The organism is Desulfobacca acetoxidans DSM 11109 (assembly GCF_000195295.1).
GTDB lineage: Bacteria > Desulfobacterota > Desulfobaccia > Desulfobaccales > Desulfobaccaceae > Desulfobacca > Desulfobacca acetoxidans.
In genome coordinates this window covers 526447-541905 of record NC_015388.1, presented here as the reverse complement: position 1 = coordinate 541905, position 15459 = coordinate 526447, and the positions used below count along the sequence as shown (strand labels likewise).

The following is a 15459-nucleotide window of genomic DNA, read 5'->3' as shown; positions in this document are numbered from 1 at the left end:
CTCAGAAGACTGAACTGTTGCCCAGTTACTATCTTTAATCTTTCCTGCCGTATTGTAATCCACCGATTAACACTAGTCTATCAAAAGTCAACGGTGCTGCTGGCAAGGGGTGCAATTTTAGATTGCTGCAGTAAAGCTTCTCCTTTGCGCCGGCTCAGCCTACCAGACAACGATAGATTGTTGGATGGCAGCGATCGAACTGCCTTTCGTAGAAGTATACGGCAAAGGAAGAGGAGTTTGACAGAAAAATTGTCTCTGACGTCCGATTTCCAAAAAGAATACAATGATCCCTCCACTCTTTTGATACTCGGGAAAAATCCCGCAGGAGATATACATGTTCACTAATAAAACCGTGGAATTGCGCCGGGTGGTAGTTACCGGTATGGGTCTTATCAGCCCCTTGGGAAATGACGTGCCTACGGCCTGGCGCCGACTATTGGCCGGTGAATCTGGCATCGGCCCCACAACCCATTTTGCCCAAAATGTCGCAGAATTTCAGGAGCGATTTCGGGCTCCGGATGATTTTCCCCTCATTGCCGGGGAAGTCAAAGACTTTGAGATAAAAACCATCTTGAGACAGCGCAAGAAAAACCAAACCAGGGAAGATAATAAGCTGATCAAATATACGGATCACTTTACTCAATATGCCCTGGCTGCCAGCCTCGAGGCAGTGAATAATTCGGGATTGGCATTGGAGCAGGAGAACCCGGACCGGGTCGGCATTATCATTGCCAGCGGCATGGGCGGCGTCGGCAGTTGGGAGGAGCAACATGAGAACCTTTTAACCCAGGGTGTGAAAAAGGTTTCTCCCTTCACCGTTCCCAAGCTTCTTCCCAACCTGGCGGCCGGCAATGTCTCCATCAGTTTTCAAGCCCGGGGGCCCAATGCCGCGCTTTCCACGGCCTGCGCCGCGGGGGCGCACGCCATCGGTTCGGCGTTCCGTTCGATTCAATTAGGGGAAGCCGAACTCATGGCCACGGGAGGAGCCGAAGCCGCTATCACCCCACTGACGGTAACCGGTTTTTACCGCATGGGGGCCCTGGCCACCGGTTACAATGATCGGCCGACGTTGGCCAGTCGTCCCTTCGACCGGCAGCATCAGGGTTTTGTCATGGCGGAGGGCGCCGGTATTTTGATTCTGGAAGAATTGGAACACGCCCGGCGCCGCAATGCCAGGATTCTGGCGGAATTAATCGGTTTTAGCACGACCGGAGATGCCCGCCACATTACCGATCCTGATATCAACGGTGCCGTCCGCTGTATGCACATGGCCTTGCAGGATGCCGGTTTGACCCCGGCACAGATCGATTACGTCAACCCGCATGCCACTTCGACGCCCACCGGCGACCGAAACGAGGCCGCGGCCTTAATCCAGTGCTTTTCTTCCTGTCAAAGGATGCCCTTGGTCAGCGCCACCAAATCTATGACCGGCCATATGCTCGGGGCCGCCGGCGCTGTAGAAGCGATCTTCGTAATTCTCTCCCTTTCCCAAGGGCTCATACCGCCGACCATCAATGTAGACGAAATCGACCCGGAATGCGTCGGCCTGAACCTGGTCCGAAATAAAGCCCTGGAAATACCCCTGCGCTATGCCCTGTCAAACTCCTTCGGATTTGGCGGGACGAATGCCAGCCTGGTCTTTAAACGGTATGAAGTATGATGAGAGTACGCCTCGGGATAATTCAATAGGTGTGACCGCGCCGCAGATTACTTTACAAGTGAGTATATCATTTGTATAGTTAGAAAATAAGTTTCCAGATTCCGAATTATTGGAAACATCAATTCTGCCCAGTCTAGAAAGCCTGTGCTACCGGTAAATGCTTTCATGGTTCGCGGGTGATTTTGAAAGCATGATATTTTTAACGCAACAAGCGTTCCAAGATCAGTAGTCAGAGTTTTGAAAAAGAGACCGCGATATTCGTATCTATCTGATAAATCCATGATTTATTTCTTTGCGCGGTAATCGTAAAACCTTATTGAGTAAATAATGGATCTATTATGAGCCTCAAATCGATCTTGCGAGTTGCTCTTCTGAAGAGCCTCCCGGAGGTCAGGCAGACTGTCGTCTCTCATCCGTACAGCCATGACATCTGTCCCCGGGTTGAGGTAGTGGAGTTAGGTCTGCCTCCGGGTCTCTCATCGGAGGCGTTTAAGGATGTTTGGAGGAATCTCAGCGATCCTGAATTCGATCTGATTCTCGATATGCGGGAGCAAAGATCGGGTGATCCGGACCTCGGGAAGATCATCAAGGCCAACCGTCTGGTCTCAGAGGCGGCGGCGCCAGTGGTATGGGATCTTTTGGAGCAGTTGCAGCGTACCTGTTCAACCGGCGAAATTCAGGCCGACATTATTGACAGCGCCGCTGACGCCATCATTACCATCAATGAAGATCACCTCATCGTGGGTTATAATCAAGGGGCGGCGACAATTTTTGGCTTCGACCGGGATGAGGCGATCGGGGCTGATCTGAATATCATCATCCCCCCGCCGTATAAAGAAAAACACCGGGAGTATGTCAGGCGTTATATCGCCACTCGGAAACCGCATCTGATCGGCAAACATGTCCAATTAAACGCCATCCGCAAGAACGGGGAGGAATTCCCCATGAGCATCTCTTTTTCGGTGGCGGACATCGGCGGCAACCTGTATTTTACCGGTATTGTCCGGGATATGAGCGAATATGTTGCCATGGAGGAGAGGCTGCGCCAGAGCGAACGGTTGGCAGCCGTCGGCAATACCATTTCTCATATTGTCCACGAGATCAAAAATCCCCTGATGATAATCGGCGGGTTTGCCCAACAGCTTCTCAAGGCTGGCACGCTGGACACCAAGGGTCTGCAAAAACTAGCCATCATTGCCGAGGAAGTCAGTCGCCTGGAGACTCTGATGGCCGAAATGAAGGATTATTCCAGACCGCCGGCTCTGAAGCGTCAGTCCGGGGAAATCGCCGGCCTGCTCCAGGAGGTCATTCAGCTGTACAGTGAAAATCTCAAGGAAAAAAATATCACTCTGACGCTGGAGCCGCCGGACCCGATGCCGCTCTGCAGCTTAGATTATCAGCAGTTGAAACAGGTGTTGATGAATCTCATTAAAAACGCCTCGGAAGCCATGCCCTCAGGAGGCCGGATTACTATTACGGCCCACCGGCGTCCCCCGTATTTCGAAATCGCCGTCGCTGATACCGGCGAAGGGATGACGTCGGATGTCGTAGAGCACATCTTTACTCCCTATTATACCACCAAAACCAAGGGCTCCGGTCTGGGGTTGGCCATCTCCCGGAACATTGTCCAGGCCCATAACGGCAATCTGGAGGTGGTCAGTCAGCCCGGCAAAGGCTCGGTTTTTACCATCAAACTGCCGTTGGTGGAAATCGAAACGGGCGTATGTCTCAGATAGCCGGGACGCTCTTAGAGGTTCGAGACCTGAGGACCGCTTTTCATACCCCGCTTGGTCTGGTCCCGGCAGTCAATGGGGTCAGCTTCCGCCTCGGAACCGGCGAGACGATGGGGTTGGTGGGGGAATCGGGATGTGGCAAAACGGTGACGGCCCTTTCCATTCTGCGTCTCCTTCCTGCACCGATCAGTCAGCAGAGCGGCCAGGTGATTTTTCAAGGTCAAGACCTCATGACCTTGAAACCGGCCGAGCTCCGTCGGATTCGAGGCAATCACATCGCCATGATCTTTCAAGAGCCTATGACCGCCTTGAATCCGGTATTGACCATCGGGGAACAGATCGCCGAGATCTTGCGGCTGCATCGGGGCTTGAACCGGACAGCCGCCTGGGGGGAAGCCGGACGCGGCCTGGTGCGGGTGGGGATTGCCGATCCCGAACAGCGCCTCCGCCAATACCCGCATCAACTTTCCGGTGGCCTGCGGCAACGGGTTCTGATCGCCATGGCCCTGGCCTGTGAACCGCATCTGATGATTGCCGATGAGCCGACGACGGCACTGGACGTCACCATTCAGGCCCAGATCCTGGCGCTCATCTCCCGGCTGCAGGCCAAACTCGGCCTGGCCCTGCTGCTCATCTCTCACAATCTGGGGGTAGTGGCCCAGATTGCCAACCGGGTAGCGGTCATGTACGCCGGTTTTATTGTCGAAACCGGCCCCACGACCGAGTTGTTCGCCCGGCCGCTTCACCCTTATACCCGCGGCTTACTCGATTCGGCCCCAAAGCTGAATTTCAACGAACACACCGAAGACCTGCCAACGATTCCCGGGCACGTGCCTAATCTTTCTGAACTACCGGCGGGCTGTCCATTCAGGCCTCGTTGCCCCGAGGCCTTGACGGTCTGTTCGCAACCCCCGCCCTGGAAAGTCTTCAATCAAGGGCGCGGCGTGAGTTGTTGGCTATATCGGGATGGCAGTGACGATGTCTGAGCCGCTTCTGGCCGCCCGCCGTTTAAGCAAAACCTTTACCGTGTCCGGCGGCTGGACGGCGCCGCGACGCCTCCTGCAAGCAGTGACCGAAGTTTCTCTGGAGGTGGCGGCGGGGGAGACTCTGGGTCTGGTAGGCGAATCAGGCTGCGGCAAATCAACCCTCGGACGCCTGGTGTTGGCTCTCATACCACCTACTCAGGGCGAGGTCTTTTTTACCGGGGAGGAATTGTGGGGTCTCAGCCGGGAGAAGCGGCGGCAACTGCGGCAGAAAATGCAGATTGTCTTTCAAGACCCTTATTCTTCGCTTAATCCACGTCTGACCGTCCGGCAGATTCTGGAGGAACCGTATATTATCCATAAGCTGGGTTCCAAGAACCAACGCCGGGAGTGGTGCGAAAAGCTTTTGGATGACGTCGGTCTGACCGGCGAAGCGCTCCACCGGTACCCACATGAGTTTAGCGGCGGCCAGCGCCAACGCCTGGGCATCGCCCGGGCCCTGGCCCTCAATCCTCAGCTAGTCGTAGCCGATGAGCCGGTCTCGGCCCTGGACGTCTCCGTGCAGGCGCAGATTCTCAACCTGTTTAACGACCTGAAAAGAAAATTAGGTTTGACCTATCTTTTTATCTCCCACGATTTGAGCGTTATCAGCCACATCAGCGACCGCATCGCCGTTATGTACCTGGGCCGCCTGGTGGAACTGGCGCCTCGGCAGATGTATAGCCAGCGGCGGTTACATCCCTACACGGAAGCCCTGCTGGAGGCGGCGCCCGTTCCCGATCCCCGGCGGCGGCCACCCACCCCGCGCCTGAAAGGCGACCCTCCCAGTTCGCTGCGCATCCCACCCGGCTGCCCTTTTCACCCCCGCTGTCCGGAAGCTCACTCCATCTGTCGGGAATTGCTTCCGGAGTTCCGGCAGGTAGGGACGGATCATTGGTTGAGTTGTCATAGGCGCTAACCGGATTTAGGCGAAGGAGTTCTTATGTTCCGGTTTTCGGCGACTAAAGCAGGATCAAGTTGTTATGATCACGGTTTGCTGCAGGGAAGATCGAAGTCGGGATGAGCGGAAGAATAGCGGTGCTTGAGTTCAAGGGGATCGGAGTTCTCCCTCCAGTTGCTCAAGTTCGACGGGTTCGGCGCCGAACGAAGGGAAGTGAAGCACAAGGTCATCCCGCAGGGCCTGGGCGTCGGGATAGCGTTTGCTGAGGTCTTTTTCCAGGCACTTGAGGATAATGGCCTCCAGAGCCAGCGGAATGTCTGGGTTTTCCTCGTGTGGCGGGATCGGCTCGCTTTCCAGGATCAGGTCGATGAGGTTTTTCTCCAAGTCGTCGTAAAACGGCAGCAGACCGGTATAAAGCAGGTACATAATAACGCCGATGGCCCAGACGTCGCTGGGGCGCTGGCTTTGGCCCATGATCTGCTCCGGGGCCATATAAGGCCGCGAACCCACCATCGTGGCGCTGATATCACGGTCCTTGAGTTCCTTGGCCGCGCCGTAATCCAACAGTTTGATAGTGTCATGCGGTCCGATAATAATGTTATTGGGCTTGATGTCCCGGTGCATGATGTGATGGCTGTGAGCAAAGGCCACGACATCGATCAGCTTCAGGATGATGCGCTCCTTCCAGGAATCCGGCAATTCTCTTCCCTCCAATAAATCCTGCAGAGTGCGGCCCCGGACATACTCCTGAATAATGATGAACCTTCCGGCCTCCTCTACCGAGTCAATCAAGGCGACAGCGCCGGGATGAGGCGCCAGTTTCTGGCAGATATCCGCCTCCTTGCGGAAACTTTTGTTATAGCCTCGGGAAAAGGGAATTTTGGCAACGTAATAGTGATCCTGTTCCACGGCTTCGGTATCCAAAACCAGCCAGACTTCACCGTAGCTGCCCTGTCCTAGTTTCTTTACCTTTTCGTAGCGTCCACCCAACAGTTCCGTCAGTTTTAGGACCGAGAGGATGTTGCCGGCAAAAGGGAGCAGACGGGAGATCATATTGAGCAGCGATTTTTTCCGGGACGGACGGCCGCTCAGAGAAGCGATGTGAGCGGGCAGGTGCGCCGGTGCCTCTGATAAATCCAGGTCAACATCGGCATAGGCGATGACGCGATCCGGTTTGCCCTTGACTACCTGGCCGCTCATCAGGACGGTGACTTTGTGGCCGTCACGATGCTTCAGGTTTACCTTGACCTTGCCGGTTTCTCCCTCACGGTTCAGCATGGCGTAAAAACGCTGATAGTCGGCGGGGGTATAGAAGAGATCCGCGGCCAGATCGAATTCGGTTATCTCGGTTGCCGCCTCATAGCCCAAGAGAGCTTTCAGGGCCTGGTTGCAATCCAACAGGCGACGGGTTTGATCGGTGATGAAGATTCCCTGGGGACTATCCTCAAAGAGGCGCCGATAACGATCCCGAACCGCCTGCAGCCGCAACTCATGTTCCCGAACCTTGAGGGCGACTGCAATGCGGGCCAGTATTTCACCTCCCTGAAAAGGCTTCAGGATAAAATCCTCGGCGCCGATTTCCAAACTGCGAGCGGCAAGATCAGTGCGGTGGGTGGCGATGATGAAAATGAAAGGAAGGTGTTTTAAAAAGTCCTGGCTCTTGAGTTCCCGGAAACGCTGTAATCCGAATTCCGTTTGAATATTGAGGATGACCAGATCAGGAGAGAATTGTTGCGCTTCCATCAGGGCATCGCTGTGCTCCGGCAGGAGGAATAGTTCATGTCCTTCTGAAGTCAGGATCTCCGCCAACGCCTGATAGTCTTCGGCGGCGAGGTCAACCAGCAAAATTCTGTATCCAGCCATGCCTGTGTCCCCTATTTTTCCATTAGAGGGTGCATGGTAGCAGATTTCCCCGTCTTAGTCTACCTTTTTATCAGTAGTTGAGATGGCTTGAATCTTGTCAGCCTTATGAGGGTGGAGTTCAGCAACGTTAGCCGGAGACAAGCCAAATATAGCTTGACATAGATCACAATATTCTATAAATAGATTTATTCGTAATCAACTTACGGCGGGGTAGCTCAGTCGGTAGAGCAGCGGACTGAAAATCCGCGTGTCCCCAGTTCGATTCTGGGCCCCGCCACCAGGTAATTCATGGGGTTAGCCGAAAGGAGCCCCCTTTTTTATAGGTTAATAATAAGTGTCTGACACATTTTATATCTATTTATGTTGTTGGCTTACATATATTATTTGGTATATTCTTCCTCCAAAAGGCGTCAAGCCGGACAGCCAAAGGCATCGGTCCGTTTCAGGAGGTTTTGGTGGATAAGGCTGCATTCAAAATCAGGCACCGGGTGATCACCCTCTTTCTCTTCTGCGTTATGTCGGTGGTGGTTTTTGCCGGTTTCAGTTTTCAGATACATCGGGATATCGGGCGGCGCCTCCGGCTCCTGGAGCTGGCCGGTGATCTCTTTTCCAATATCCTGGAGGCGCGGCGCTTTGAAAAAAACTTCTTCCTGTATAAACAGCCCGTCAGCCTACAAGAGGCGATGTCGTTCGTGCAGCGGGTAGACGATCTCTATAACAGCCATGTCGAAGAAATACTGCGCTTGAAACAGGGCTCCAAAGACCCGGAGTTCGGTCACACCTTGTCAGCCTATAAAACCGTTTTGACCCGGATTCAGAGCCAGATTCTCCTGCGCGGCGGAGATGGATCATCAGATTTTTCTAAGTTGGAGGATTCCCTGCGCAATCTGGGTCAGAAATTGGTTGAGGTGACGGAGCGCTGGCAGAAAGAGGAACGGGTTCAGATCGACCTACTATTCCAGCGGGCCATCTATCTTTTTCTGGTCTCGATCGGCATCTTCGTGGTATTGGGCATTCTGGTGGCATTTTATCTGGCCCGGTTATTGGTGCGTCCTATGAATCAGATGCAGGGGGCGATGGAGAGAATTGCCCATGGAGATTATTCTCCCATCCCGATATCCAGCCGTTCCGAAGAATTTCGCAGTCTGTTTCGGGCCTTTAACCGAATGATCCAGGAGCTGGAAGAGCATCAGGAACAGCTGCTGCAATCCCGCAAGATCGCCGCTATCGGCACCCTGACGTCCGGCATCGCTCATGAATTGAACAATCCCATTAATAATATTGTGCTGACGGCCGAAACCCTGAAGGAGGATTTCCGTCATGTAGGAGAGGAGGAGGCCGTGAGCCTGTTGCATGATATCCTGGTGCAGGCGGATAGGGCTTCCGAAATTGTCAAAGGGTTGCTGGATTTTTCCCGCTCTGAGCGGCCGGAATTTGAGCTTTTGACCATTCCTGCGGTAGTCGATGAAACTCTCAAATTGGTACGCAACCAATTGATGCTCTCCGGTATTCAGGTTGACAAGGAGGTTCCGGCAGAGATGCCGCTGATTTCCGGAGACCGCAAGAGCCTGCAGCAGGTTTTTCTGAATATTTTTATCAATGCCATACAGGCCATGCCTGACGGTGGTTATTTACGTATCAAGGTGTACCCGGAAGAGGATCACTGGCTGAAAATTGATGTCGGGGACACCGGCGCCGGTATTGATCCCGAGCACCTGCCCCGCATATTTGATCCTTTTTATACGACGAAAGAAGTAGGTCGGGGTACGGGTCTCGGCCTGTCGGTAACCTATGGCATCATCGAAAAACATGGAGGCCACATAGAGGCTCACAGTAAAAAAGGGGAGGGAACCGTCTTCACCATAACCCTGCCGATTGCCAAAGGAGATCATTGCTCTTAGCTCGAGAAGACTATGCGTATTGCCGTCGTTGATGATGAGGAGATTGTCCGAAAGCGCCTGCAGAAGACCCTGGAGAAGGAGGGGCACCGGGTGCAGACTTACCCTTCCGGAGAGGCCTTCTTGGGAAGCCTGGAAGGGGCCTCCTTTGATTTGGTCTTTCTGGACGTGATCCTTCCGGGGCTCGGCGGCATGGAAATCCTGCAGTCTATCAAGGCGCGCACCCCTGACCTGGAAGTTATTCTCATCACTGGGCATGCCTCCCTGGACGCAGCCATCGAAGCCGTGAAACTGGGCGCTTTTCATTATGTCTCCAAGCCTTTGAGACTGGAAGAGATCCGGCACCTGACCCGGAAGGCCCTGGAGCACAAACGACTTTTAGAGGAAAATCGCCAACTCAAAGCGCGCCTTGAGCCCCTGCAGGGCTGGGAAGAGATGATCGGAGTCAGCCCGGTTATGAAAGAGGTGTTCCAGATGGTCCGCAAGGTGGCCCCCCTGGATTGTAGCGTCCTCATTCAGGGCGAAAGCGGCACCGGCAAGGAACTCGTGGCGCGCCTCATCCACCGGGAAAGCTCCCGCCGGGATCAGCCCTTTTTAGCGTTCAATTGCGCCGGTTTTACCGAGGAGCTGATTGCCAGCGAACTCTTCGGTTACGAACGGGGTGCTTTCACCGGAGCCACGGCGACCAAGATCGGTTTCATGGAGGCGGCCCACCATGGCACCATTTTTATGGATGAAATCGGCGATATGCCTCTATCCATGCAGGCGAAACTCCTGCGGGTCATCCAAGACCGCCGGATATTCCGGGTGGGGGCCAGCCGCCCTATCCAGCTTGATCTCCGCTTTATCGCCGCTACCAATAAAGAATTGAAGCAGGAAGTACAGGCCGGGAGGTTTCGAGAGGACCTCTTCTTCCGCCTCAAGGTAGTGGAAATCACCCTGCCGCGGCTGGCAGACCGTCCCGAAGATATTCCTCTGTTGATGCAATTCTTTCTCTCTCGCTACAGCCACAGATTTGGCAAACAGGTCAGGATATTTAACCCGGACGTCCGGGAGATACTCCTCTCCTACGACTATCCCGGAAACGTCCGCGAACTGAAAAACCTCCTGGAACGGGCTGTAGCCCTGGCCGAAGGGGAAACCATCACCGTAGCTGAACTGCCACCGGAGATGCGGGAATCCGTGCGAGATTCTTCCGAGCCGTACACCACCCTGGAAGATCGGGAACGGGAGTATATCCTGAGGGTTCTACGGCATACCAACTTTAATGTGGGCGACACAGCCCGCATCCTTAATCTGCCGCGCACCACCCTGTGGCGCAAGATGAAGAAATATAATCTATCCAAGGCGTAATACCTACCTCATCCAATCCCCGCCAGCTATTTCATCATTTCGTTTCATACTGAAACAGTTTCCACGCTTCATTCCATTCTTTCTCCACTAAAGTCAGATAAAATTTCATAATGAAACATTATTAGCCAACCCCGATTCCCGGAACAATATAACTATCGGTATTGCCTTGTATTATTTGTTTGGCATGTTTGATGCTAATACCTTAGTAAGGCTGATAGAAGTCGGGTGTGGTGTGGGAGTGCAAGGCATCACAAGGCAAGGGTTTTTATCGATACCGAAAGGGGAGAGTGTGGTATGGTATTGAGTCTGTATCTGCCTATTTCTGGTAATGCCATTAACATATTAGTGCTCTTTGGGTTGGGAGGGGCGGTAGGGTTTCTCTCCGGGCTCTTTGGCGTCGGGGGTGGGTTTTTGATGACGCCCCTGCTCATTATGGCGGGTATACCCTCCACCGTGGCAGCAGCCAGTGATTCGAATCAGATTGTGGCGGCATCAACCTCAGGAACTTATGCTCACTATCGCTTGGGCAACGTAGACTTCAAGATGGGTTTTCTGCTGCTTCTGGGCGGAGTGGTGGGTGGTACTCTGGGGGTGCAGCTCATCATGGTTCTCAGGGCCATGGGGAATGCAGATTTTGTCATCAAAATCACTTATGTCATCATGTTAGGGGTTATCGGCTCCTACATGTTTGTGGAAAGCCTTCAGAGTATGCGTCAGAAGGTTCCGGAGGCAAGGCCGACAGGTCCTTCCCGGCCTTCGGCATATGCCCGTCTGATTCAAGCCCTGCCGTGGCAGATGAAATTCGAGAAGTCCGGCATCACCCTTTCCGGTTTCCTGCCTCTGATCCTGGGTGTTTTTGTAGGGGTACTGGCGGCGATTATGGGTGTGGGTGGAGGCTTCATCATGGTGCCGGTCATGGTCTACCTGTTGCGCATGCCGATGCATGTGGTGGTGGGCACGAGTCTTTTTCAGATCCTCTTTACCTGTATCAATGTTACCGTGATGCAGGCCATTACCAATCATACGGTGGATCTGGTTCTGGCCATTATTCTGCTCTTGGGCTCCACTCTGGGGGCGCAGTTCGGAGCCCGCCTCAGCCGTCATCTTAAGGCGGACCAATTGAAGATTCTCCTGGCCTCCATCGTGCTCGTCGTGATGGTGCAGATTCTCGTGGGTCTGGTCTGGCCCCCGCACCTGATGCTGAGTTACAAGGGGGGACACTGAGATGCAGGAAGGAGTAGGAAAAAGAGCGGCGATTATCTGGGGGTTGACAATCTTTTTGCTTTTAAACCTGATTGGTTCCGTCCGGGCTGAATCGGTCACTTTGAAGCTAAACCCGGCGGTAGTGGAAATCAATTCCTTCTATCAGGGATGCGAGGTTGCCATTACCGGAACAATACCTGCTGGGCACGAGGCAGTAGCGGAGATAGTGGGACCGACTGGAGAGGAAATTCTGATGCGCAAAGGGCGCCGAGGGCCGCTGTGGATGAATGTGGGAGAGTTGAAAATCAGCGGTGCTCCATCACTCTATCTTATTCTGGCCAGCGCCTCGGATCTTTTAACTGGGGCCGCGTCTTGGGGATTCGGAGCTATGAGGCAGCGTATTACGGTCGCCGGGCAGGTGCCGGCGGGCCAGGAGGACAAGTTGCGGGATCAATTTCTGAGGTTGAAAGAAAGCGAGGAGCTCTATGCCGCGGTGCCCGAGGGACTCAAGGTATCACCGGCCAAGGACGGCCGCTTGTCAGTTATTGGAAGCTTCTGGCTTCCTGCCAATGTAAAGCCCGATACCTATTCGGTCTGCCTGATGGCCGTTGCTGGAGACAGGTTGGTGGAACGGCAGTGTATGGCTCTGTCCGTGAAAATGGTAGGCTTCCCGGCTCTGTTCATGTCGTTGGCCTACCAGCACTCGGTTATTTATGGCGTCCTGGCGGTAGTCATTGCCATTCTGACCGGTTTCGTTATGGGACACCTCTTTAAAGGCGGAGGGGGTCATTAGAGCAGGGCCTCTCAACTCTGGTGGAAGGTCTTGAGGCGGGAAACATGGCGTATCTGCTTACGTCCTTGAAAAGGTTATTGGAAAGAATTCGCCGGTCGAAACCGGAGGCGGCATCATTTCCCGGAATCTTTGAGCAATTCCAAACACTATTACAGGATCATCAGCAGGTTATGGAGCTCATTGCCGATCTGGGAGAGAAATCCGGCGGCGAATACATTTTCGACCGGACGTATCTCATTGATACAATAAAAATTATGCACACGGTGTTATTACGTATGGTGAACAGCTTGAACCATATTGCGTCCAATCGCTATCTGGAGCTCTACACGACCCTCGATCGCATTTTCCAACCATTGGAAGCGGAATTAAGAGGAAGGCTGCTGCTTTCGGATGAGATGGCGTTGGTGGTTGACTTGCAGGACCTTCCCTTGGATCACCCGGAGTTGACGGGCGGCAAGGCAAACGCCTTGGGTCGCGTCCTCCAGAGTCTCAAGCTGCCGGCGCCGCCCGGGTTTGTTATCACGACCCGGGCCTACCGAAGATTTTTGGAGAGCAATCAACTTGAGGAACGCATTCATGCCTGGCTGGAATCTTGGGCTTCCGGAAAGTTGGATATCGGACAGACGTCCCGACAGATTCAGTACAGCATTTTGGCCGGTCTGGTGAGCCGGGAAGTGGCAGGGGAGATCAGACGCCGGACAGCCAAGGAAGGTGTTTATTGGGCCGTGCGAAGCAGCGCCTATGGCGAAGACGGCGAACTGTCGTTTGCAGGGCTCCATGAAACTCGCCTGCATGTGCCACCGACGAAGATCATCTCGGCCTACAAGGAGGTGCTGGCCAGTCTCTTTAGTCCCGGTGCCTTGAGCTACCGGCAAAAGATGGGGCTTTTAGGAGAAGAGGCAGCCATGGCCGTTCTCTGTCAGGAAACCATTGTCAGCCGAGCGGCTGGGGTCATTCAAACCCTGGATTTGTCTTGTCCCGGAGCAAATCACCTGGTGATCTATTCCTCTTTCGGGTGGGGGCGCTCGGTAGCGGAAGGGCGGGCCACGGTCGACCGGTTTGTGCTGGAGAAAGACCATTCGAATCATATCCTGGTTCGGGAGATCGCCGCCAAGCGGTTCATGGTAGGGCCGAAGCCGGGTGGCGGCGAAGAAGAAGTGCCCGTTCCCCAGGAAGAACAGCGACATCCCTCACTGTCGGACGAAGCCATCAAGACGCTGGTCAAATGGGCTCTCCACCTGGAGAGGTATTTTAAGCGGCCCCAGGAGATTGAATGGGCCCAAGATGAAAGCGGCGCCCTTTGGCTGCTGCAATCGAGGTTTATGAATATCTCGAAGACGGCTATGCCGCCGCAGGAGGACATTGCTCTAGTTGCGAGCCGCTATCAAGTCATTCTGAGAGATCAGGGGGCGGTAGCCCATGCCGGAGTAGGTTCCGGTCCAGTCTACCAGGTTGATTCTGAGGCCAAACTCAGCCGTTTTCCGGAAGGAGCAGTCCTGGTAATCAAATATACGGCGCCCTGGCTGACCCCGGTGGTGCCCAAGGCCGCGGCCATTATTGCGGAGCGGGGTTCCGCGGCGGGACATCTGGCCACCATTGCGCGGGAGTTCCGGGTACCGACTCTGGTGGGAGTGGAAGGAGCGTGCGAGCGTCTCCCGGCAGGTATCAAGATCACCGTAGATACCAAGCAGCGGATGGTCTATGCCGGCCGGGTCAAAGAACTGCTGCACTATGAGTTGGTTAAAACCCCGGCCTTCGAAGAAACGCATGAGTTTCGGCAGCTTAGGAGACTCTTGAAGCGCATCGCCCCTTTGCATATCATCGATCCTCAGGCGGTGGATTTCACCCCCCAGGGCTGCGAGTCGGTACATGATGTCGTTCGCTTTATTCATGAAAAGGCTGTGAATGAGGTGATCGACCTGCCGAGATTATTAAAGCGATTTAAAGGGGTGAAGATTTTTTCTCTGATTTCTGATGTACCACTCGACCTGAAGATTTTGGATCTGGGAGGGGGAATCACGTCTCCTCAAAAAGGAGATCGGGTTCTACCGGAAGGTATCCAATCGTTGCCTCTCAAGGCCTTGTGGGAAGGAGTCTCGGCCCCCGGGGTCTGGAGTACTGAGCCGGTGTCAGTAGATTTTAAAGGCATGATGTCGAGCCTCACGCAGACTCGGGCCGAAACGCCCGGCGCCTCGGCCTATATGGGATTCAACCTGGCGGTCATCAGTGAATTTTATCTGAACCTGCATCTACGGCTGGGTTATCACCTGAATCTGGTGGATGCCCGCATGCATCCGGAGCCGCAGCACAATCACATCTATTTCCGCTTCGTGGGCGGGGTAACGGACATGACTCGAAGATCGCGACGGGCGCAGCTCCTGGCTAACATTCTGTCAAAATTTCATTTCAAAGTGGATGTTAAGGGGGACCTGGTGGTGGCTCGGGTTCTTCACCTCCCCCAGGAAGAGATGCAGGCGCGCCTCATCGTATTGGGCCGGTTGATCGGGTTTACCCGCCAACTGGACATTCAATTGAAGAGCGACGCCGACATCCCGCAATTTATGGAGTCATTCTTTCAACCTGACTCCCAAACTCGTGAAACACCTTTGGCCTAGGAGGGGAAAATGAGCACGAAGCTCAAAATTATGGTCTTGGATGATGAGCCCATTGTCTGCAAGCGTCTGCAACCGGCCCTGGAGAAGCTCGGATACGAAGTTGAGACCTTTACCCAGAGCCTGGAAGCCTTGCATGAGATTCAGGAGAAAACCTATGACATTATCATCACTGATCTCAAGATGAAGGGCATCGACGGGATGCGCTTTTTGCAGGAAGCGAAGAAGCAACATCCCGCCACGGAAGTTATCGTTATTACCGGTTTTGCTACCTTGGAAACGGCCAAAGAATCCTTTCAAAAAGGGGTTTTTGACTTTATTGCCAAGCCGTTCAAACTGAGCGAAATCCAGGAAGTGGTCACCAGGGCAACGGCCAAGATTCAGGGGGCAAAAGCCTGAACGTTAATCCTCGGTTTGAAGC

11 protein-coding genes and 1 tRNA gene are annotated in these 15459 nt (G+C 54.0%); 11 read left to right on the top strand and 1 reads right to left on the bottom strand.

All coding sequences use genetic code 11. From position 1 onward, the window contains the following. The first annotated feature begins 334 nt into the window (after positions 1-334). The 4 genes from fabF (at position 335) to DESAC_RS02205 (ending at position 5334) form a co-directional block, all read left to right on the top strand. A complete protein-coding gene (fabF, locus tag DESAC_RS02220; RefSeq protein WP_013705445.1) occupies positions 335-1660 on the top strand; it encodes a beta-ketoacyl-ACP synthase II in 1326 nt (441 codons plus the stop codon). A gap of 338 nt (positions 1661-1998) precedes the next feature. Next, a complete protein-coding gene (locus tag DESAC_RS02215) occupies positions 1999-3396 on the top strand; it encodes a two-component system sensor histidine kinase NtrB (protein WP_013705444.1) in 1398 nt (465 codons plus the stop codon). Further along, positions 3384-4379, top strand: coding sequence for an ABC transporter ATP-binding protein (locus DESAC_RS02210; protein WP_013705443.1), 996 nt, complete (start codon positions 3384-3386; stop codon positions 4377-4379). Before DESAC_RS02215 ends, DESAC_RS02210 begins: the two co-directional genes overlap by 13 nt. Further along, positions 4372-5334 (top strand): ABC transporter ATP-binding protein, encoded by a 963-nt coding sequence (locus DESAC_RS02205; RefSeq protein WP_013705442.1) that lies wholly within the window; start codon positions 4372-4374, stop codon positions 5332-5334. The genes DESAC_RS02210 and DESAC_RS02205 overlap by 8 nt, the downstream gene beginning before the upstream one ends. A 129-nt stretch (positions 5335-5463) precedes the next feature. Here the strand turns inward: DESAC_RS02205 and DESAC_RS02200 are convergent, their stop codons facing one another. Then, complete coding sequence (locus DESAC_RS02200; protein ID WP_013705441.1) at positions 5464-7179, bottom strand: protein kinase domain-containing protein; 1716 nt, start codon at positions 7177-7179, stop codon at positions 5464-5466. Positions 7180-7383: 204 nt separating this feature from the next. Between DESAC_RS02200 and DESAC_RS02195 the strand changes: the two genes are divergently transcribed. The 7 genes from DESAC_RS02195 to DESAC_RS02165 all read left to right on the top strand — a co-directional run bounded on the left by DESAC_RS02195 (position 7384) and on the right by DESAC_RS02165 (position 15437). Next, a tRNA-Phe gene (locus DESAC_RS02195) sits at positions 7384-7459 on the top strand. A 175-nt stretch (positions 7460-7634) separates the two neighbouring features. Further along, positions 7635-9080, top strand: coding sequence for a sensor histidine kinase (locus DESAC_RS02190; protein ID WP_013705440.1), 1446 nt, complete (start codon positions 7635-7637; stop codon positions 9078-9080). Between the two features lie 12 nt (positions 9081-9092). Continuing rightward, positions 9093-10430: a sigma-54-dependent transcriptional regulator gene (locus DESAC_RS02185; RefSeq protein ID WP_013705439.1), complete on the top strand. Its 1338-nt coding sequence runs from the start codon at positions 9093-9095 to the stop codon at positions 10428-10430. Between the two features lie 294 nt (positions 10431-10724). Further along, positions 10725-11654 carry a sulfite exporter TauE/SafE family protein gene (locus DESAC_RS02180; protein ID WP_013705438.1) on the top strand — a complete coding sequence of 310 codons (930 nt, stop codon included), beginning with the start codon at positions 10725-10727 and terminating at the stop codon, positions 11652-11654. A gap of 1 nt (position 11655) precedes the next feature. Then, positions 11656-12426, top strand: a complete 771-nt coding sequence (locus DESAC_RS02175; RefSeq protein ID WP_013705437.1) for a TIGR02186 family protein — start codon at positions 11656-11658, stop codon at positions 12424-12426. 44 nt (positions 12427-12470) lie between these two features. Next, complete coding sequence (locus DESAC_RS02170) at positions 12471-15041, top strand: PEP/pyruvate-binding domain-containing protein (RefSeq protein WP_013705436.1); 2571 nt, start codon at positions 12471-12473, stop codon at positions 15039-15041. 9 nt (positions 15042-15050) lie between these two features. Further along, complete coding sequence (locus tag DESAC_RS02165; protein WP_013705435.1) at positions 15051-15437, top strand: response regulator; 387 nt, start codon at positions 15051-15053, stop codon at positions 15435-15437. Positions 15438-15459 lie beyond the last annotated feature (22 nt).